Raw genomic sequence first — 20,390 nt, 5'->3', positions numbered from 1 at the left:
GTGGATTAATTTATGCTTGGCTCAATCCCCTTCCCATAACGCGAGCGGGGAGAGTAAAGAGAGTAAATCCCCTTAGCGGGACTGGACTCTGTCGGCGCCAAGCGCAGGCTCCAGCCCAGAGGCAATGGCAGCCGTTGAAGGCTCAGGCGCTGAAGGCTCAGGCGCAAAGGGTTTATCGGTCACGCTGCTTTCGGCCAGGCACAATCGGTTACGGCCTTCATCTTTGGCGCGATATAGCGCCGCATCGGCCCGTTTAAGCCAGGATTCAATGTCTTCTGCAGGCTCCTTGAATGCCAGCCCCATAGAGCAGGTAACACTTTGTTTTTGGGCTATAAGGTCGCTTTCGGCTTCATCGTTAGCAGCCTGTCTTGGCGGGTGTTGGACAGGGGGCACCTTGCACTGAAGGCAATCGGGGAGCGTGAGCCGCTTAAGGCCGATTTGTAGCTTTTGACAGGTGGCCTGGGCAAGCAGAGGGTCGGGAAACAGCAGCAAAAACTCTTCGCCGCCGAAGCGGTAGGCAAGGGCATTGGCTGGCATACTGGCGCGGATCAGTCGCCCCATCTCAGCCAGCACCCGATCGCCTTCCTGATGGCCTGCTTCATCGTTGATACGTTTAAAGTGGTCAACATCAATCAGCATTAAGGCCGCCCCGGGCCCAAGCGTCATTTCCTCCAGATCGCCGGTCAGCTTTTTGCGATTGAATAGCCCTGTGAGGGTATCGGTTACCGCCATGGTCACCAGCGCATTGCGCTGGTTGGAAACAATATAGGCAAACACGGCGCCGAAAATCACACAATTCACGCCAGCCACGGCAAAGCGGACAATCACATCGACCGGCTCAATTTGAGCGCCGCAGGCCAGTGTCAGCGCGCCAAACAGCATCGACAGCACAAAGGCTTCGGTGATGGGAAACAAAAAGAAGTAAATAAACACAGTTGGGAAGATAAAAATCAGCCCGGCGTAGCCGATTTCCAGGCTGGTGGCAGCAATACCGATAGAAACCATCAGCAGCGTGACCCGCCGGTTGAATGGGCTGGATACGCTCTTAAGCTCTTTGGAGAAGGACAATCCCAGAGGCAGCAGTGACAGGCCATAAATGGCCACCAGCATCCAGTCGCCAAGATAGAGCCGATAGCTGCCATAAAGCAGCAGGGTCAGCATGGCGACTATGTGAAACAGCAGCGCCGCGGGTTTGGGAATATGCCTGACTCGATGCAAGTTTGGTACATCCTTAACAGTACTCTCACAGGCAATATACAAAAGTCTGACCCTAAGATCTTCCCTTTTTCAGAATGAATGACTAAATAAAAGCCACTTTGCAGCAAGGGGATGGCATAAACGGTTGGGTGACAGCGCAGTCAGACTGATACCGCAAAGATCTGACGGGCTGTGCAAAGATGCAAAGGTATCAGGCAGCTCGTTTCCAAGGCAGTAAGACAGTAAGACCGTCAGACAGGCATTCCCTCAAGTATTGCCCTCAAGCTCTAGCTGCAACAGCAGCATCTCTTCGCCGCCGGTGACCCGGGTAAAGGGGCTGTGGCAGTGCGGGCAGAGCACACTGAGGCCGTTGGCCTCACCCTCAAAGCCGCACTCGTTGCAGCTTAGCATCAAGGGCTCTATCTCCATCTCAAGCACGGCCTCACGGCACATACCTTCGAGCTTAAAGGTGTCGAACGCGGTGGCAAGCAGGCTTGGCTCAACGCCAGAAAGCGCGCCAATGCGGATTTTCACCCGGCTGATGGCGCTCGCCTGCTGACTTTGGGCGTGGTTCTCGCAGCTTTCAATCAGTGCCTGAACGATGGAGAATTCGTGCATCAGCAAATCCTTGGCAAAAGCTCACCGGCGGGCAAATCCAGGTAGCGGCTGCTGCCCCAGGCGGTATTTAGAATCACCTTACCGGCTGGCGCTGCAACTACTTCACCAACGATGGCGGCCTGCTCGCAATGGCCAAAGCGTTTAAGCACTTCAAGGGCGCCTTCAGCCTGCGCCTTTGGCAGGGCCAGCACAAAAGTGCCTTCGTTGGCCAAATCCAGCGGCTCAAAGCCATAAAGCTCGCAAAGACCGCGCACTTCATCGGATACAGGCACCGCCGCTTCATCAAGCTGAATGTTAACGCCTGAGGCTACCGCCCACTCGTTCAGCACAGCGCTAAGGCCGCCGCGGGTGGCATCGCGCATGGCATGAATGTCAAAAGGGTGCACCAGTAATTGCTCGACAGCGCCCCACAAGGTCGCGCAGTCGCTTTCAAGGCTGGATTCGAGCTCCAGGCCTTCCCGTGCCATCAGAATGGCGGCGCCGTGGCGACCGATATCGCCGGAGACAATAATGGCATCGCCGCTTTTAAGGGCCTTTGCCGAAATGCCCGGGCGTATGATGCGGCCAACGCCGCTGGTGTTCAAAAACAGCCCATCGGCGCAGCCTTTGGGCACCACCTTGGTGTCGCCGCAAACGATTTTAGCGCCACATTTTTTAAGCTCTTCAGCCATGCTGTGCACTATGGTCTTTAAGTCATCCAGGGCAAAGCCTTCTTCAATAATCACCCCGAGGCTTAAGTACTGGGGCTCGGCGCCCATCATGGCCAAATCGTTCACTGTGCCGGCGATGGCGAGTTTGCCGATGTTGCCGCCGGCAAAAAACAGCGGCGATACAGTAAAGGAGTCGGTGGTGAAGGCGGTGGGGCCGCAAAGATTCAACAGCGCGGCGTCTTCCTCATTTCGAAGGATGGCATTATCAAAAGCATTAAAAAACAGCTCGCGAATGAGCTTGTTCATTTCAAGGCCGCCGCCACCATGAGCGAGTTGTATGTGCTTGACTGACATCGGTAATTCCTTCTTTTGCCTGCTACTCAGGCCGTTTCCGTTAAGCCCTGATAGCGGTAGTAGGCGTTGCAGGCGCCTTCCGAGCTCACCATGCAGCTGCCAAGGGGTGTTTGCGGGGTGCAGCCCCGGCCAAACACTTTGCAATCCATGGGGTTGGCAAGGCCGCGCAGGATATCGCCGCACTGGCAGGCTTTGTGGTCATCGATTTGCTGTACCGGCAAACGTCCGGCAAAGGCTTGTTCGGCATCGCGGTGGGCAAAGCTGTCCTTGAGCTTCAGTGCCGAGCGGGGGATGGGGCCAAGGCCGCGCCAACGAAAGCTGTCCCGCACCTCAAGGTACTCATCCACCAGTGCCTGAGCGGCGAGGTTACCTTCTTCGGTGACTGCGCGGCTGTACTGGATATCAACTTGCGCCTGTGCCGAAGCGTCAGCGCGAAGTTTAAGCTGAACAAGCCTCAGGATGGACTCCATCACATCCACCGGCTCAAAGCCGCTGACCACCACGGGGGTGCCATGCACCCTGGCGGCGCGCCGATAGATTTTGGCGCCGCTTATTACGCTGACATGGGCCGGGCCAATAAAGGCATTGACCTTGGTGGCAGGCTCGGCCATCACCGCATCGATGGCCGGTGGCACCAGCACATGGTTGATATGAAAGAGTAAATTATCCAGGCCCTGTGCTTCGGCCTCTTTGATAAGCACAGCTGTCATCGGGGTGGAGGTTTCAAAGCCGATGGCAAAAAACACCACCTGTTTATCCGGGTTATCCCGGGCGACGGCAAGGGCATCCAGCGGGTCGTACAAAGGGCGCACATCGGCGCCATTGGCGCGGGCATGGGCAAGGCTGCCTTTGGAGCCCGGCACCCGTATCATGTCGCCGAGGGTAAGCAGAATAACGCCATCGAAGCTGGCAAGGGCAATGGCCTGATCGATACGCTCTTTTGGCATCACGCAGACCGGGCAACCCGGGCCATGGATAAAGCGCACATTTTCAGGCATCAGCCCCAGCAGGCCATATTTCATGATGGTGTGGGTATGGCCGCCGCACACTTCCATAATATACAAAGGCTCACTGAGCTTTTGGGCCGCTTCATTGATGCTGGACGCCAGCGCCTTGATGGTGGCGGCGTCCCTGAAACCCGCGTAAAGGGTCCTTAATGGAAGTGAGTCAGTTTCATTGGTGGTTGAGTTTTTGCCTGGCTCAGACATGATTTTCAGCCTCCAGCTTTGCGGCAATCTCCCGATAAAGCTTGAGACTCTCCAGTGCATCCTCTTTATCAATTTTATTCATCGCAAAGCCGATATGAATAAGCACATAATCGCCAATCTGGATATCATCACTGAGAAGATGGCGGCTCACTTTACGGCGAACGCCCAGGGTATCGACCGTGATAGCCTGCTCATCCGGGTGCAGGGCAACCACCTCAGAAGGGACTGAGAGGCACATCAGCATTCCTCCGCGGTATGAGTTGAAGTTGCAGCCGATGCAGCAGATGCAGAAGCTGCTGCGGAGAACTGCGTTGCTTCCACGGCATCAAACCTCGCCTGGTGATCGGCCTGCAACCAGTTGGCAAATTCCTGCATGCCGCGGCCATCTTTGACCGAGATTTCGATCACTGGGCAGTGGGGGTTAAGCGCCATCAGTGCTGCTTTGGCATCTTCAATGGAAAAGTCGAAATAGGGTGCCAGATCGCACTTGGTAATAAGCACCAGATCGGCGCGGCGGAACATCACCGGATACTTGGCAATTTTGTCATCGCCTTCGGGGATGGACAGCAGCACCACGCTGCGGTGGGTGCCCACATCGTAACTGGCCGGGCAAACCAAATTACCGACGTTTTCAACAAAGGCGATGCTGCCATCTTTCTGGTTTAACCGATGCAGGGCGCCGTGCACCATAAAGGCATCGAGATGGCAGGCGCTGCCGGTTTGGATTTGAATCGCGTCTATACCCTTCGCAATCAGGCGGTCGGCGTCTTTGGAGGTCTCAAGATCCCCTTCAATCACGCCATAGGGGATGGAGGTGTATTCATAAAGGTGCTCAAGCACGGTAGTTTTGCCGCTGCCGGGGCTACTCATCAGATTAAAGGCGCTTATCCTGCGCGCTTCAAAATGGCGCCGATTATGGGCCGCTTCCACATCGTTTTTATCAAGAATTTTATGGATAACCGACAAGGTTTTGGCATCGCTCAGCTGAGGGTTTGTGCTGAGCTCTTCATGGAGATTAGTACTTAGCTCCGCATGGGGCGCCTTGGCGGTGCTGTGTGTATGTTGGGAGGCTTGCATACCGAAGCGTGGCAAAGAGCAGCCGCAGTCCTGGCACATGGTAGGGATCTCCTGTTGGTATTTCTGACAATTTTGCTACTAACTGTTAACCGCCGGTTTGACCTGCATCAGAGTTTGGGTTGCCTGGGTCAAACTGGCGCAGCTTTTAAGCAAAAATGTGAGCGCCGTACCAAAGTTGCCCAAGGGCAATGCCACCATCGTTCACCGGCACCTCTCCCCAGGGCAGCACAGTATGGCCTGCTTTGATAAGCTTTTCATAAGTCACATTGGCAAGGGTGCGGCTTTGAAACACGCCGCCTGTGAGCACCACAGGTAGCTCTGGGGAGCATTTGGCGGTATCGGCAATAGCCAGTGCAATGGTGTCGATAAAGGCGGCTGCTAGGGTGTCTCGGGCCGAGGAGAATTCTGCCGCATCGGTTTTGCTTAACGTCAATTCCATCAGTTCATGCAGTATGGCATTCATGAGCGCCGCGCCATTCCAGCGCGTTAGGTTTTTGCTGTGAAGAGTCTCTAAGTCAATCTTTACGCCACTGTCTGCGCCACTCTCTACTCCAGTCTCTACTCCAGTCTCTACTCCAGTCTCTAAGCAAGAGTCCCAGCCAGAGTCTTGGCAAGCGTCAGCATTCGAGCAGTCGTTCGACGACACAAAGGCTGCAAACAGCCGCTGGGTTACTCGGTCCTTGTTGGCTTGAGCCTTTGTTGAAGCAGTATTTGTTGAAAAAGTGATTGCTTGCGTTTCGTTTGCGTTTACTGAATTGGCATTGGCCCGCGCGGCGGCAGCTTCCAGCAGCATACCGGCCTGACCCTCAAACTGAATCTGATTACAAAGCCCCAGCAGGGCCGCGACGGCATCAAATAGCCGACCCATGGAGGAGCTTTTCAGCACATCGCTACGGGCCGCAACCTTGATGTGATTGCCTAAGGCGGCAGGAGATAGATGCGATAAGCACCCGAGGCTTGAGAGGGTCTCGGCGCTCACGTTATCGTGCAAAAGCGCTATCACCAGACGCCAGGGCTCGTGGCTTGCTTTATCGCCCCCTGGCAGTGCAAAGGGCATCAGGCCGCCGAGGCGCTTATAGTCGGTGGCGGTGCAGAGCATGACTTCGCCGCCCCACAGGCTGCCATCATCCCCCAGGCCTGTGCCATCGAAACTGAACCCAAGTACAGGGCCTGCGGTGTTATTCACCGCCATGACCGAGAGCACATGGGCGAAGTGGTGCTGCACTGTGGCAAGCTCCCGCGCCTGTCCGGCGCCGCTGTTATTTCCTTTGACAGTGCCAGTGTTACTGATACTGCTACTGCCTGCCTCGATGGAAGAAGCACTGCCGACATAGTCTCTGGCAAAGCGGCTCGGGGCATAATCAGGGTGACTATCGGCAATCACCCGGGTTGGATTGACGCCATAGAGCCGCTTAAAGCTTTGCAGGGTACGAACGAAGTAGTCTTCTGCCTCGATACTGAAGAGGTCACCAATGTGCGGGCTTAAAAACAGGTTATGACCTAAGCCGAAGCCCAGGGTGTTTTTCTGCTGCGGCCCCACCGCCATCAGCTGATGTGGCAGCGCATGTTGGGCATGAAGCGCCATGGGGGCATAGCCCCGGGCAATACGAAGTACCTGCAGCTGCCCGGCGCAGTACTGCACCACGCTATCGTCACAGCCCGAGACGATAGGGCGGTTATGGTCGAGAATATAATCCACCACCCTTGAAAGTTTTGCTGTGATATCAGCGCTATCGATAATAATTGGCTCGCCGCTTCTATTGGCGCTGGTGGCAACGATCGGCCTGCCTATCTTATCCAGCAGCAAGGCGTACAGCGGCGTGTAAGGCAAAAACAGCCCGATGCGATCAATTCCAGGTGCAACGGCATCGGCCAAGCCGGGCGGGGCTGTGTCTGCAGGTATCTTGCTGTGATTTGAGGCCTGGCGACTGGCCTTTCTCATCACCACGATGGGCCGCTCGCGGGACTCCAGCAACTGCCATTCTTCCTCTGAGCCCAGTGCCAGGCTTTTGGCCATCTCTATGTCTTTGACCATCACCGCCAGCGGTTTGGCCGGACGCACTTTGCGCTCTCTTAAGCGCTCAACGGCGGCCGTATTGGTGGCATCGCACACCAGATGAAAACCACCAAGCCCCTTGATGGCGAAAATAGCCCCCTCTTTGATAAGGCGGGCACACTCAGTCAAACACTCAAGATTATCATTGCTGATAAGGCTGCCATCGGGCTGCGTGAGCCTTAGACCCGGGCCGCAGCGAGGGCAACTTACCGGCTGGGCGTGGTAGCGCCTGTCCAGGGGGTTTTTGTATTCGGCCTCGCACTCCGGGCACATGGCAAAGTGCGCCATGGAGGTGTGCTTTCTATCGTAGGGCAAAGCCTTTATCAAGGTGAAGCGAGGGCCGCAATTGGTGCAATTGGTGAAAGGGTAAAGGTAGTGTCTGTCAGCAGGGTTTTGAATGTCTTTCAGGCACTCCGGGCACATGCTTTTATCGGGTGACACCACCACCTGGGCATCGCCGCCTGCTTTACTTTGCTCGATAACAAAGTGGTTTTCATCGAGATCCAATGCATCATCAGCGAGGATCTCGAAGGCATCGATACGCGCCAGCGGTGGCGGTGAGGCCCTTAAGCTTGTGATAAAGGCATCGAGTTTGTACTGAGACCCTTTCAAGCGGATAAACACGCCTTCTGCGTCGTTGCGGATACTGCCGCCAAGCCCAAGTTCATGGGCCAAGCGAAACACGTGGGGGCGAAAGCCCACCCCCTGCACTATGCCTGTGATTTGCAGTGCTATGCCGACACCCATGCGTATCCTTTTTCCTTTGCTGTTTATCGTGTGTTATCTGTTTGAAGCGCGGCCTCACGGGCAGGCTCACAGGCAAGCTCTCGCCCAAGAGCGCCAAAGCGGCGCGGCGTTTCGGTAAACAGCGCGCCGACGGCAAAGAGGGCGCCGTCAAGATCCTGCTCGGGATTGGTTTCAATGGCAAAGTTCTTCCCAAGCCGCAGCCACAGCCGTTTGACAAGCACGCTGTTGGCAAGCTCACTGCCGCTCAGCCACACCTTGTGCACCCCGACATTCAAATCCAGATGCTCAATCCAGTTGGCAAGGTAATCGGCCAGCGAATCCATCATGGCGAAGGCGAGCTTGGGGTTATCTTCGTCGCCGGCGAGGCGAAAGCTCATTAAGGTACCCAAAGTTTTGCACCAGTTAATCGAGCGCAGCGCCTCGCCTCTGACCAGCGGATAGTCGATGCGCGGCGCCGTTTGGCCGCTGAACTTTTGTGCTTCACTGATGAGCGCGTCGGCCAAAAAGGCCACTGAGGGCTTTTCACGCCCAAGCCCAAGGCCGAGAATGCAGGCCGCAACCGCCCACAGGCTCTGAAGGTTGCCCCGCTCAGCAGTGGGTGCAAACAAAATGTCCAGCATCGCCAGACACTCCTGCGGATACTGCCCCTTGAATTTCTCAAGCACGGTGCGCTGGGGACTTTCCATTAAGATTCGATAAATGTCATAGCCGTTGTCGGGCAGCGGACTTTGGCTGAAAAACACTTCTTCCTTGCCGTGGGCATCGACTGTCGCGATTTCCAGTGGCCCTATGCCGCCAAGATACAGGCTCGCCTGGTGGGCGAGTGCCTTGCCATGACAAAGAGTCTGCCCCTTCAGTGCCAGCAGCGAGGGCGCGCTGAGGCGATTTCCTTTATTCGCGGCGGGTTTAATCTCGATGCTAACCGCTGACTTACGTAGCTTGGCAATATAGCCATTGCTTTCTGCCAGTTCGTGCAGCGTTGCCCCCCCGCTGTGCTCTGGCATACGTGCAGGGCTGAGAACGGGACTCAGCACTGCAGCATACGGCAATTGCCTTTGCGCATTTTCATATAACACATGCCAAACCCCGTTTAACTGGCAGATATCCAGCTCAGGTTTCGTTTCATCACCTGATTTGGCAAACACAAAATCGATACCCTTAACCCGGAGCAGTTCACACAGCACCAGTTCTGCGCGGCTTTTGGCAAAGCGCACTCTGTAGCTGGGTGCCGCCTCCGGCTGCGCTGCGGGAATGGCCGCTGGCTGCGATTGCGGCCTTAATCGTAATCGTGGTTTTTCGATGCCGGACAGGGCAAGCACCTCGGCATCGGTGACAATGAAACTCGCTGACAAATTATTGGGGTTGCAGCAAATCAGGCTGTCTTTGAGCGGATTGCCGCCGAGCTGATACTGCGCGCCTTCAAGGGGTATCGCCTGACCATCCATCAGCATTAAGGCGAAGGATTTGAGGGTATCCAGGCCGATAGTCTGTGGAGCCAGGTTTTTATGAGCGTTTTCATGAACGCTTTCGTGAACGCCTTGCTGCGGATAGTGCTCGCCGTGGCAGTGGGGGCAAACCCAATCCAGTTTGCCAAAATCCGGGCTTTGGTTGTCGCCAAAGCGCGGGTAACAGTGACCGCAAAAGGCAAGCTTTGGCGTATCGAGCGTAGGCGAGTTTTCCGTTTGGGACTGCAGCAACTCTTTCGCCTCTTTCGATTCTTTCGTCTCATCATCAGCTGCACAAACCCGGGCATCCAGCAGAAAACTCGACAGCGGAAATGCCTGCGCCAGGGTATCGGCAAAGGCGCCAAGCTCGCGCTGCTCGCCCTGCGCGCCAAGCCAATAACGGTAGCCGCGCTCAAGCTTGCTTACCCCGGCCTTAAGCGCCAGAGCCTGGTAATGGTTATCTGTAGTCAGGCGCTGCAGGGTTTCCCGGTAAAAGGGTACCTGACGTGAGGTATCGAACTCGAATCGAACCTGCTTAACCCCTGGGGGTGGCTCCCGTGGGGGGACGTCTGAAATTGAGTCAGCGGGAGCTGTGGTTATTGAAGACATGGATTACCGGCCTCCCGATATATGGCGCCCTGAAACAGGCTGTCGATGGGTTTATTGGCAATACGTTCCACTTCAAATCCGAGGGAGGTTAAGTGGTTTAGCAGCGCCTTTTCCATCACAGGGATGGCGCCAAGCAGCGCCTCAGTCAGCCCCAGATGCATAGGTTCAAGCACTGTGGGGGTTACGCCAAGCACAAAGGTTTTGGGCCTGTCGCCCAGCATTTCCATCATGGTCAGGGTTTGCAGCATTTCCACTTCATGGGCGCTGCCCTGCCAGTCGATTTCGGCTGGGGCGGCATCGAAATCGAAGAAATAGACTTCACCGGGAAGTACGCCGGGGGCGTTGACTGTGTCGCACACAAGAAGATGGTCGTATTTGGCGATGATGGGGGTAAGGCCCTGAGCCAGGGTGCCGCCATCAAGAATATCAAGGGAATGCTGTGGGTGAGTAAAACGATAATTTTCAGCGAGATAATTGGCAAAATGCACGCCCACGCCTTCGTCGGCGAAGAGTATGTTGCCAATGCCGAGTAGCAGGACTTTCATCCTTTCTCCTCCAGTAGCCCGTCAGTGGGCGTCACCAAATGCGGTGTGTACAAAGTAGGGTACAGAAACAGCGCCATGCTTATCCTCCCTGGAGTAGGCATGGCGCAAGCGGCATCAATGCTTATGGTAGTCGTAGCCGGAGACGATGGAGTCTACCGAGTTGTGTTTGAAGCGAATACCTGTCCACACAGCCATGTAAACGTGGATAACCACAAACACAATGAATACCCAGGTAAAGTAGTGATGCCACAGCCGCACTTCGGCAAGGCCACCCATCCAGGCAGTGAGGGTGCTTGCCGTGCCCCACAGCATGCCGCCCATGCCTTCATGGTACACATTGGCATAAAGTATCAGCCCTGTGATGCAGATTGCGCCGGCAATTACCGAAATCGCAAAGTAGGTCACAAATTGCAGTGGCCCGTACACACCCGCCTTATTGAGCTTACCCATCCAGAGGTAGGACTTTAGTTGGGTTATCCAGCTCTTGATGCTCAGCACATCGCGTATGGAGCGCCGCTCTATGTCGTGCTTACTGAAGAAAAACAAATAAGCGCGGGCGAGGGTGACGGCGCACAGCACGAAGCCGAACACCAGATGGCCGAAGCGCACCCAACCCTGCACCAGTACATCGCTGGACTCGGGCGCGACCAAAAACGGCCAGGCGAGGTAGAAGCCGGTCACTACCAGCACCAGGATGGCCAGCGCCCTGAGCCAGTGGAAGATGCGGATAGCGGCGGTGAAGATAAAGGTCCGCTCATATCCGCCTGGCGCCTGCTCCGCTGTGTGCTGGGGCATGTGCGCCTTGGTGCCGCCCCCGGGGGGCGTTTTGACTTGCGTGTTCATACTGCCTCCCTTTCTCTAATACCCGGAAGAGCCATTGGGTGACACCTTGAACTCAGCCAGGCTTGCGCCCTTGAAGTCCATCACGTGTACCGAGCAGGCCATGCAGGGGTCGAAGGAGTGGATGATGCGGATAACTTCCAGCGGCTTGGCAGGATCTTCAAGCTTGAGGCCAATCAGTGATGCCTCATAGGGGCCAATCTTGCCGTTGGCATCCTTGGGACCGGCGTTCCAGGTGGTAGGCACCACCGCCTGATAGTTCTCGACCTTTCCACCCTTGATGCGGATCCAGTGACTGAGCATTCCCCGTGGCGCCTCAATCATCGCATGGCCCACATACTCTTTGTTGGCATCGATTTCGGGCTTCACGTAGGTGGCTTCATCGGACTGAATGTTGGTTAGAAGCGCATCGAAGGTACGCAGGCCTTCATCGGCCACTATCACGGTTTGCAGCATGCGCGCGGCAGTGCGCCCAAGGGTGGTAAAGAGCGCTTCCACCGGCAGACCGGTGCGGGCAAGCAGACCATTGACGGCATCTACCACCACCTTGTTGCCACGGGCGTAGCTTACCAGCAGGCTTGCGAGCGGGCCCACTTCTACCGGCTCACCGTTATAGCGAGGGGATTTGACCCAGGAGTACTTGCCATCACCATCCAGAGTCGGCAGCTTGCCGTACACTGTGTCGCGCTCCACAAAGCCGGTATAGTTGGGCACTGTGGTGCCATCGTAGGGGTGCTGGGCCTTGTCCGCGCTGTACCAGGCGTGGGTAACGTCCTCGGCAATGAGATCCGGATTGATGTCTGTCACACCAGCGAGATCGCCATTCATGATCACGCCGCCATTGAACATGTACTCGCCGCCGGACAGCACAAAGTCGTCGGTGGCGAGGAAGTTTTTCACATTCACGCCGCCAAGTACCGAAGGCTCTGTACCGAAGGCTTCGGCCGCCATCACGATATCGGCCTGATAGGCACGCTTGATAAAGTCGGTGACATAAGCATGTTTTTGCTTCCACTCCTGCAAACGGGCAGGGCTTAACATGTCACGCACCGAGGTCACGCCGCCCACCACCAAAGATTGTGGGTGAGGCTGCTTACCACCGAAAATGGCCAGCATTTCGGCCGCTACCCGCTGCACTTCCAGCGCTTTTAGGTAGTGGGACAGGGCAATCAGGTTCTGCTCTGGGGTGAACTTATAGGTGCCGTTACCCCAGTAGGCGTTGGCGAAGGGGCCGAGCTGGCCTTTTTCCACAAAGCCCTTTACCCGCTTTTGAACAGCGCGAAGTTCGCCTTCACCGGCGGCAATCGGCTTGTCTGTGTACTTGAGCGCCACCTGAGCCGCCTTGGCCGGGTCGGCACTGAGCGCAGAGACCACATCCACCCAGTCGAGACCATGGAGGTGATAGAAGTGCACTATATGGTCGTGCATATAGAGCGAGGTTTGCATTAATGAACGCAGGTATTTGGCGTTGAGTGGAATTTTCACCCCAAGGGCGTTTTCCACCGCTTCGGTACCGCAGCGATAGTGGGAATAGGTACAGACGCCACAAATACGCTGCACAATCAGGCCCACGTCCATCGGGGTACGGCCCTTAAGGATAACCTCAATGCCGCGCCACAGAGTGGAAGAGGACCAGGCGTTCTGAATGACATTGTTCTCATCTACTTCGACTTCGATGCGCAAGTGGCCCTCGATGCGGGTGATGGGGTCGATAACAACACGTTGGCTCATGATTTAGTCCTCTTTGGCTTGCGCAAATACACTGGCAACGGCGTGGGCGCCGATGCCGACCACGGTGGCACCGAGAATGACGGCGCCTATGGTGTCGGCGGTGGCATCAAGCCCATGCAGCAGTTGCCGGCCAAGTGGCTTCTCAAAGTCGGCCATGTCGTCCCAGAAGTTGGGCTCGGAGCACCCCATACAGCCGTGACCGGCGAGCACCGGCCAACTGGTATGGTGGTTAAAACGCTCGGTGGGGCAGTTGTTGTAGGTGTAAGGCCCTTTACAGCCCACCTTGTAGAGGCAGTAGCCCTCTTTGGCACCGTGATCGCCAAATTCTTCAACGAATTCACCGGCATCGAAGCGGCCGCGGCGTTCACAGTTGTCGTGTACCCGGGCGCCGTAAGCCCATTTGGGCCGGTTGAACATATCCAGCGCAGGCAGTTTGCCGAACATGATGAAGTACATCAGGGTGCCAACGATATTTTTCTCGCTGGGCGGGCAACCACCGAGGTTAATTACCGGCTTGCTGACCACTTCGTGTATGCCCTTGGCGCCAGTGGGGTTTGGGTAGGCTGCCTGCACACCACCGAAGGAGGCGCAGGTACCCACAGATACAATGGCGGCTGCGCCTTCGGCGGCGTGCTTGATGATTTCAAGCCCGGTGTGGCCCTTACAGCCCACAGTTAAGAAAGCGCCGTTATTGGCGGTGGGCACTGCACCTTCGACGGCAAGCAGGTAGTTGCCTTTGTAGGTTTCCAGTGCGTGTTCAAGGTTTTCCTCGGCCTGCCAACCGGCGGCGGCCATCAGGGTCTCGTGGTACTCAAGGCTGATGTGGTCGAAAATCAGCGTATCCAGGTTTGGGGTATCGGCACGCACCAGGGATTCAGAGCAGCCGGTACATTCGGCCATGTGCAGCCAGATGAGCGGCACACGATCGGCCAGTTCGGCAGCTTCCGCCACCAGATTTGAGAACGGCAGAGGCAGCGCCAGCATGGCGGTGACCGAGGCGCTCCATTTCATAAAATCACGACGGGTAATGCCATGTTGAGCCATCTTGTCAAAGAGGGTCTCCTCGTGGCGCCTTGGCAGGGAGCGCAGGGTTTCAAGCCGCTGCTTTCCTTGCTCGTAGAGGGCTGCATGTGTATCCATGGTGACGACCTTTTTTGTTTTTAAGTTGTAAACATGCCTTTCGCATGCACGACATTTCAGGAAAAGTGTAGGAAGGGGGGCGCGCCATCATATTGATACACGTCAAGCTTTTACCCAACGTCGCCGGGCCCATGCTTGTGACATCTTTGTAACATGAGGTGGTTCAAATTTTTGTTGGGGCGGTGGGTCAAAATGTCGCAGATTTTGATTGTTTTCTACGCCATTTTGTTGGTGTTTAAGCTGCGAATGGGGAAAGGTTATGGGATGGCGTAAAAACTTCCCTGATGGTTAATAAATCCTTAAGCTTATGAAAAGACAATCCCGTGCCAATTAGTGAGACCGCTAGAGCACACGCCAGAGAGCCAACCATGAATTTTTCTACATTCTTTGCACCGCAGTTTCGAATGCAACTGGCCTCCCTGGCCGTGGCGTCTTTGCTTTTGGTGGGTGTTGCCGCTCAGGCCGTCGCCGCCCCGAGCCTTGAGCATCAGGTACTGGATGCAGAGGGTAAGGTGCTAAAGCTCGGCGATTATCGCGGCAAGGTGGTGTACGTGGATTTTTGGGCCTCCTGGTGCGGCCCGTGCCGTAAATCCTTCCCCTGGATGAATGAGATGCACAATCGCTACAAGGACAAGGGGCTGGTGGTACTCGCCATTAATCTTGATACCGACAAAGACGATGCCACCCCTTTCCAATGAGCTCAAGCCTCAATTTAACATCGGCTATGACAGCGAAGGGGAGGCGGCCAGAAGTTTTGATTTGCTGGGTATGCCATCAAGCTTTGTATTTGATAAATCAGGAAAACTCGTTAAAAGCCATGTGGGCTTTTTTACCGAGCAGGCAAGTGAATATGAAGCTGAGCTTGTGGCCTTACTGGAGCAGCCGCAATGAAGTTCAAAACAATATTCTTTTTCGCGGGAGCACTGCTCCTGCTTGGCGGCTGCACCACCTTGCAGCCCTGGGAGAAGGGCGAATTTGCCCGCGAGGATATGCAGCTGGGCGCCGAGGCGCTGGATTTATCGCTGGACGACCATGTGTATTTCAGTAAAGAAGGTGCCAGCGGCGGCAGAAGCTTTGGCGGAGGCGGCTGCGGATGCAACTGATGCCAGGCTCACAGTCTCCAGTCTCACAGCCTAACGAGCCCGTAAATCATATTGCCGATGAAGTGAATTCGCGATTTACACAAGCAAAGCCGGATGACGATGTAACTTCTTCAAAGCTGCCCAAACACGGCATTGCAGCCGCCATCTGCCTCTCAAGTCTTGCCATGATAAGTTTTGACGCGCCCGCAACCGAAGCACCGGCAGTTGGCGCCGCTGATGCTTTAAATCAAGTGCCGGATAGCGATGATGACAGTCTGCTCACCCGCCTGATTGACGGCTGGGAAATTGATGCCGCGCTCTTGTGGTATCGCGAAGATGCGCGGGTTCAGGCCATCGAAGGCGTGGTGTCCGGCACCAAAGCCTTATCCGACAGTGAATCTATTAATGCCAAAATTGTGTTAGACAGTCTATCCGGCGCATCGGCCTCGGGTGCGGTAGCGCAGCAGCGCGTTCAGACCTTCACCCGGCCATCGGGCAAGGGCGAATATCAGGTGGCTGCGGGTGATGTGCCGCTGGATGACACCTTTCAGGATACGCGGCTGTCGCTCTCGGGGGGCTGGCAAAAGACCCTGGATACCGCCACCAGGGTTAACGCAGGTGTCTATGGCTCGAAAGAGTTTGATTATCTGTCACTTGGCGTGAATGGCGGTATCGAGTGGGGCTTTTTTAAAGACAACACTACATTAAGCCTCTCCGGCGCCCTGGGCTACGATCTGTTTGATGCCGTGGGCGGCAGACCCGTGCCCTTAAGCACAATGGCGATTCGAAAAGACTTTGCCACTGAAGAGGCCTTTTGGCAGGCGTTTGATTCAAGCCGTGAGCGCGGTGTCGGTGATAAACTCATTGGCGAGTTGATGCTCGGCGTCACCCAAGTCCTCACCAAATCCACCCTGGTGCAATTCAATTTCGGCCTTGGTTATTCAAGTGGTTATCTTAACGACCCCTATAAGCTGGTGTCGGTTTTGGATACCGATGGCAACGCCAGCCACTACCTGTATGAATCACGTCCCGACAGTCGCTTAAAGCAAAGTGCCTTTGTGCTCGGTAAAACGGCATTCAAGCGCGGCGTGGCCGAATATTCCTACCGCTTCACCCATGATGACTGGGGGCTTGACTCCCACACCCTTGAAGGCCGGTATCGGCATTATTTCGCTGGAAAAATGGGGCCTTATCTGCAGTTTCATTTGCGGGCCTATCGTCAGCAGGGCGTGGATTTCTTTACGCCTTATCTTTTGCAGGGCGAGGTTGTCTCACCGCATATCAGCGCCGATTACCGCATCGGCGATATGGATACCTGGACACTTGGCCTTAAAACCGGCTGGCGCCTCAAAGATGGTGATGAGATTGCGTTTCGGCTTGAGTATTACCGCCAACTGCCAAGCGGTAATGCATCAAACCTTGAAGGGCTTCAGGGGCTCGATTTGTACCCCGAACTCAATGCCGCCATGCTGCAGCTTAACTACTCGTGGAATTGAGTCTCGTGGCTGGCGGCAAGGGGAGTACGAGGCGGATACGCTTTGGCGCCATGGCGAGCGACTGTGAACTGCTGTTTATTGGTGAGGGTGAGGTGCAGGCCAAGGCGCTTGCCGAACTCGCGATCGCCGAAGTGAGGCGCATCGAGGCCAAATACAGCCGTTATTTGCCAGGCAGTGAGCTTAGCCGCATCAATGGCCTTGCTGGCAGCGGCATTTGCATTGATGCCGAAACCCATGGGCTGCTTCAATTCGCGGCCAACTGCTTCAGCCTTTCAGGTGGGCTATTTGATATCACCACTGCACCACTGCAACAGCTGTGGCGTTTTGGCTATAAAAATCATGGTGTTAAAAATCGGTGTTTGCCAGAAGAAAAGCAGATAAGCTCAGTCCTTGACTATATCGGCTTTGAACGGCTTGGGATCGACAGTAATTCTCTTTGGCTTCCTGCTGGCATGAGTCTCGATTTTGGCGGTATCGCCAAGGAATACGCCGCTGACAGGGCGCTGCTGTTGATGGAGCGCCATGCTAAATCACTCGGGTTTGATGTTGCTGTGCTGGTAAACCTTGGCGGCGATATCGCCGCAAGTCGTTACCCCTGGCTGATTGGGGTTGAAGGTATCCACGCCGGATGTGACTCTCATCTGCTCAAGTCGGAAGCTTCGGGTCTTATCGCGTTCCCCGGTGGCGGTCTTGCAACCAGTGGCGACACCAAGCGCTTTGTGCTGGTGGACGGTAAGCGTGTTGGCCATATCCTGTCACCCAAAACCGGCTATCCGGTGCCGGATGCGCCGCGCTCTGTCACTGTGCTGGCACCCAGCGCCTCGGCGGCGGGGATGCTGTCGACCATGGCGATGCTCAAGGGCGAGGGGGCAGAGGCCTTCCTTCTCGGCGAAGGTTTGATGCATTTGGTGCAGCGCTAAAAGCAGCGTGAAGCACAACGAAACACAAATAGAAAAGCCGCCTATAAGGCGGCTTTTCGTCATCGCGTGATTGTTTTACGCGATTAGAAGTTTGCGCTGCGTGGTGCGCGTGGGAATGGGATCACATCGCGGATGTTACCCACACCGGTCACGTAAGACACGAGACGCTCAAAACCGAGGCCGAAACCTGCGTGTGGCACTGTGCCGTATCGGCGCAGATCGCGGTACCACCAGTAGTCTTCTTTCGACAGGTCCATCTCTTCGAGACGGGCATCCAGTACGTCCAGACGCTCTTCACGCTGGGAGCCACCGATAATTTCACCTATGCCAGGTGCCAGTACGTCCATGGCCGCCACTGTCTTGCCATCTTCGTTGAGACGCATGTAGAAGGCCTTGATATCTTTCGGATAGTTCTTCACAACCACAGGGGCTTTGAAGTGCTCTTCGGCCAGATAACGCTCGTGCTCAGACTGCAGATCGATACCCCATTCAACCGGGTATTCGAAGGTCTTGCCGCAGTTTTGCAGAATGTCCACGGCGTCGGTGTAATCCACCTGGGCAAAGTCGCTGCTGACGAAGTTTTGCAGACGATCGATAACACTGCCATCTACACGCTCGGCGAAGAACTTCATGTCATCCATACGCTCTTCGAGTACGGCGTTAAAGCAGTACTTCAGCATAGACTCGGCCAGACCGGCGATATCGTTCAGATCGGCAAAGGCCACTTCCGGCTCAACCATCCAGAATTCCGCCAGGTGACGGCTGGTGTTGGAGTTTTCGGCGCGGAAGGTTGGGCCGAAGGTGTAGATTTTAGACAGCGCGCAGGCGTAGGTTTCGCCGTTCAGCTGACCGGATACGGTCAGGAAGGCTTCTTTGCCGAAAAAGTCCTGATCGTAATCTACCTTGCCAGCGTCGGTACGTGGCAGGTTTTCCATATCCAGGGTAGAGACACGGAACATCTCACCGGCACCTTCACAGTCAGAGGCGGTGATGATGGGGGTTGAAACCCAAATAAAACCGTTCTCGTGGTAGAAGCGGTGAATGGCCTGAGACAGACAGTTACGCACACGGGCCACGGCACCAATGATGTTGGTACGTGGACGCAGGTGAGCCACTTCACGCAGGTGCTCAATTGAGTGGCGCTTGGCAGCCATAGGGTAAGTGTCAGGATCGTCTACCCAGCCGGTCACTTTCACGGCAGTGGCCTGCAGTTCGAACGCCTGGCCTGAGCCTGGAGATTCCACCAGATTACCGGTCATTTCCACGGAGCAACCCGCAGTAAGCTTCAGCACTTCGTCATTGTAATTAGACAGAGCATTGGGCACTACGCCCTGAATGGCATCGAAACAGGAGCCGTCATAGACGGCGAGGAAGGAGATCCCTGCCTTGGAATCCCGACGGGTACGAACCCAACCGCGCACTGTGATTTCAGTGCCGGGGGCGAATTCACCCTTAAAAACGGATGCGATAGATGCAATGCTCATTGCTGCGCTTATCTCCAACGAAACATGTGATATAAAATTGAAAAGGAGGTTTATATTACCTTTCCGGTGGCTTTTCTCAAGCTGAAAAAGGTATGCTGTGGAATATATTCACATTCCTGTGGCAACCGCTAACAATTTTCGGAGGTGAGCCATGAGTAAACTGCGAATATTCCAGCTTTTGCTGGCTGGGCTGTCGATTTTGGGCTGGGCACTGGCCGTGTGGGCGCTGATTATTTTTGATGGCGCAAGGCCCGATACCGCAGTGGGTTACTTTCTGTCCAAAGGGGCGCAGGTAAGGCTGTTTTGGGACCCAGAGCTGACACTTCGGCTTGAACAGGTGATTTGGATAGTTTGCGGCATCAGTCTGGTGAGCTTGCTGTTTAATGTCTACGTGGCGCAGCACAGCCGCATGGGTTACTGGTTCAATATTCCACTTTTGCTGCTGGCATCGCTGGCGGCGGGGCTTTATGTCAGTTTCCTGATTTAGGGTCAGTTTGTTGCAAGCAGGCTAGGATGCTTCTGGCAGTACAACGCGCTCAGTTTTGGTTTTCTACCGCTTCACGCTTTACTTCAAATTCAAAAAAGTGCTGTCATCTTTTTTAAGGTGGCGGCACAGCAAATCAATCATGGCGGCGGTGGCACCCCAAATAAGTCGCCCTTGCCAGGGAATAAACACTACCTGATAGCTGTGGCCCTGACGGACAAAGCGCTTTATATGCCTGTGTTTATCGTTCATAAAAAAACTGAGCGGCACATAAAAGCACTCGGCCACTTCTCCCGGATCAATTCGCATCTCAAACGGCGCCTTTACCAGAGCCAGCACAGGCGTTATCTCAAAGCCGGTAAAGGTGCGGTGGGAGGGAAATTGCCCAAGCAGTTCAAGATTGTCCGCCCCGAGGCCAATTTCTTCTTCTGCCTCCCGAAAAGCAGTATGCAGCGGACTTATATCGGTTTGTTCAATCTTGCCGCCGGGAAAGCTGATTTGCCCCGGGTGGGCGCGAAGATGGGTGGGGCGGGTGGTGAATATCAGGCACAGTTCACCGTCTCTTTCTTCAAAGGCCATTAACACAGCGGCCTTGCGCGCCTTGGTTTTCAGTGGCGCCGATACAATGTCATGGCGTAATGCCTGCAGCGAAAAGTGCAGTTTAAGCTCATCGGCAGACAGTGAACGGCGACCTCGAAAGGGCATCT

20 protein-coding genes are annotated in these 20,390 nt (G+C 55.3%); 6 read left to right on the top strand and 14 right to left on the bottom strand.

Annotated features, from left to right (window positions below):
- Positions 1-72: 72 nt before the first annotated feature.
- The 12 genes from MJ923_RS09545 to hyaA all read right to left on the bottom strand — a co-directional run bounded on the left by MJ923_RS09545 (position 73) and on the right by hyaA (position 14,217).
- Positions 73-1,218 carry a GGDEF domain-containing protein gene (locus MJ923_RS09545; RefSeq protein WP_240590856.1) on the bottom strand — a complete coding sequence of 382 codons (1,146 nt, stop codon included), beginning with the start codon at positions 1,216-1,218 and terminating at the stop codon, positions 73-75.
- Between the two features lie 246 nt (positions 1,219-1,464).
- A complete protein-coding gene (gene hypA, locus MJ923_RS09540) occupies positions 1,465-1,815 on the bottom strand; it encodes a hydrogenase/urease nickel incorporation protein HypA (protein WP_240590855.1) in 351 nt (116 codons plus the stop codon).
- The gene (gene hypE, locus MJ923_RS09535; protein WP_240590854.1) at positions 1,815-2,819 is read right to left on the bottom strand and encodes a hydrogenase expression/formation protein HypE; all 1,005 of its coding nucleotides are present in this window, start codon (positions 2,817-2,819) and stop codon (positions 1,815-1,817) included. The genes hypA and hypE overlap by 1 nt, the downstream gene beginning before the upstream one ends.
- Positions 2,820-2,845: 26 nt before the next feature.
- Positions 2,846-4,027, bottom strand: a complete 1,182-nt coding sequence (hypD, locus tag MJ923_RS09530; protein WP_240590853.1) for a hydrogenase formation protein HypD — start codon at positions 4,025-4,027, stop codon at positions 2,846-2,848.
- Positions 4,020-4,265, bottom strand: coding sequence for a HypC/HybG/HupF family hydrogenase formation chaperone (locus MJ923_RS09525; RefSeq protein ID WP_126166837.1), 246 nt, complete (start codon positions 4,263-4,265; stop codon positions 4,020-4,022). The genes hypD and MJ923_RS09525 overlap by 8 nt, the downstream gene beginning before the upstream one ends.
- Positions 4,265-5,143, bottom strand: coding sequence for a hydrogenase nickel incorporation protein HypB (gene hypB, locus MJ923_RS09520; protein WP_240590852.1), 879 nt, complete (start codon positions 5,141-5,143; stop codon positions 4,265-4,267). The genes MJ923_RS09525 and hypB overlap by 1 nt, the downstream gene beginning before the upstream one ends.
- Before the next feature lie 106 nt (positions 5,144-5,249).
- Positions 5,250-7,907, bottom strand: coding sequence for a carbamoyltransferase HypF (gene hypF, locus MJ923_RS09515; RefSeq protein ID WP_240590851.1), 2,658 nt, complete (start codon positions 7,905-7,907; stop codon positions 5,250-5,252).
- A gap of 23 nt (positions 7,908-7,930) precedes the next feature.
- Positions 7,931-9,961 (bottom strand): hypothetical protein, encoded by a 2,031-nt coding sequence (locus tag MJ923_RS09510; protein ID WP_240590850.1) that lies wholly within the window; start codon positions 9,959-9,961, stop codon positions 7,931-7,933.
- Complete coding sequence (locus tag MJ923_RS09505) at positions 9,949-10,506, bottom strand: HyaD/HybD family hydrogenase maturation endopeptidase (RefSeq protein WP_240590849.1); 558 nt, start codon at positions 10,504-10,506, stop codon at positions 9,949-9,951. Before MJ923_RS09505 ends, MJ923_RS09510 begins: the two co-directional genes overlap by 13 nt.
- 114 nt (positions 10,507-10,620) lie before the next feature.
- The gene (gene cybH, locus MJ923_RS09500) at positions 10,621-11,301 is read right to left on the bottom strand and encodes a Ni/Fe-hydrogenase, b-type cytochrome subunit (protein ID WP_240590895.1); all 681 of its coding nucleotides are present in this window, start codon (positions 11,299-11,301) and stop codon (positions 10,621-10,623) included.
- A gap of 63 nt (positions 11,302-11,364) precedes the next feature.
- Entirely contained in the window at positions 11,365-13,077 is a 1,713-nt protein-coding gene (gene hyaB / locus MJ923_RS09495) for a nickel-dependent hydrogenase large subunit (RefSeq protein WP_240590848.1), read from the bottom strand.
- Positions 13,078-13,080: 3 nt separating this feature from the next.
- Positions 13,081-14,217 (bottom strand): nickel-dependent hydrogenase small subunit, encoded by a 1,137-nt coding sequence (gene hyaA / locus MJ923_RS09490; protein WP_214508195.1) that lies wholly within the window; start codon positions 14,215-14,217, stop codon positions 13,081-13,083.
- 368 nt (positions 14,218-14,585) lie between these two features.
- On the opposite strand from hyaA, the gene MJ923_RS20915 reads away from it, so the two are divergent.
- From MJ923_RS20915 to MJ923_RS09470, 5 genes are read left to right on the top strand one after another with little or no spacing between them, the layout of a single operon-like run.
- Positions 14,586-14,915, top strand: coding sequence for a TlpA disulfide reductase family protein (locus MJ923_RS20915; RefSeq protein ID WP_476748700.1), 330 nt, complete (start codon positions 14,586-14,588; stop codon positions 14,913-14,915).
- The gene (locus MJ923_RS20910; RefSeq protein WP_476748699.1) at positions 14,896-15,108 is read left to right on the top strand and encodes a peroxiredoxin family protein; all 213 of its coding nucleotides are present in this window, start codon (positions 14,896-14,898) and stop codon (positions 15,106-15,108) included. The genes MJ923_RS20915 and MJ923_RS20910 overlap by 20 nt, the downstream gene beginning before the upstream one ends.
- Positions 15,105-15,320, top strand: a complete 216-nt coding sequence (locus tag MJ923_RS09480; RefSeq protein WP_240590847.1) for a DUF4266 domain-containing protein — start codon at positions 15,105-15,107, stop codon at positions 15,318-15,320. Before MJ923_RS20910 ends, MJ923_RS09480 begins: the two co-directional genes overlap by 4 nt.
- Complete coding sequence (locus tag MJ923_RS09475) at positions 15,311-16,795, top strand: DUF3570 domain-containing protein (RefSeq protein WP_240590846.1); 1,485 nt, start codon at positions 15,311-15,313, stop codon at positions 16,793-16,795. Before MJ923_RS09480 ends, MJ923_RS09475 begins: the two co-directional genes overlap by 10 nt.
- Before the next feature lie 50 nt (positions 16,796-16,845).
- Positions 16,846-17,715 carry an FAD:protein FMN transferase gene (locus MJ923_RS09470; protein ID WP_240590845.1) on the top strand — a complete coding sequence of 290 codons (870 nt, stop codon included), beginning with the start codon at positions 16,846-16,848 and terminating at the stop codon, positions 17,713-17,715.
- Positions 17,716-17,798: 83 nt separating this feature from the next.
- On the opposite strand, the gene asnS is transcribed toward MJ923_RS09470, so the two are convergent.
- Entirely contained in the window at positions 17,799-19,199 is a 1,401-nt protein-coding gene (asnS, locus tag MJ923_RS09465) for an asparagine--tRNA ligase (protein ID WP_240590844.1), read from the bottom strand.
- 151 nt (positions 19,200-19,350) lie between these two features.
- Here asnS and MJ923_RS09460 point away from each other — a divergent pair, with 151 nt between their 5' ends.
- On the top strand, positions 19,351-19,686 hold the full coding sequence (locus MJ923_RS09460) for a hypothetical protein (protein WP_126166848.1): 336 nt from the start codon (positions 19,351-19,353) through the stop codon (positions 19,684-19,686).
- Positions 19,687-19,764: 78 nt separating this feature from the next.
- On the opposite strand, the gene MJ923_RS09455 is transcribed toward MJ923_RS09460, so the two are convergent.
- Positions 19,765-20,388: an NUDIX hydrolase gene (locus tag MJ923_RS09455; protein WP_240590843.1), complete on the bottom strand. Its 624-nt coding sequence runs from the start codon at positions 20,386-20,388 to the stop codon at positions 19,765-19,767.
- Positions 20,389-20,390: the final 2 nt, after the last annotated feature.

The sequence above is a fragment of the Shewanella zhuhaiensis genome, from assembly GCF_022484835.1.
GTDB lineage: Bacteria > Pseudomonadota > Gammaproteobacteria > Enterobacterales > Shewanellaceae > Shewanella > Shewanella khirikhana.
Note: the sequence above shows the minus strand (reverse complement) of the source record. Positions and strands in the feature narration are given on the sequence as shown.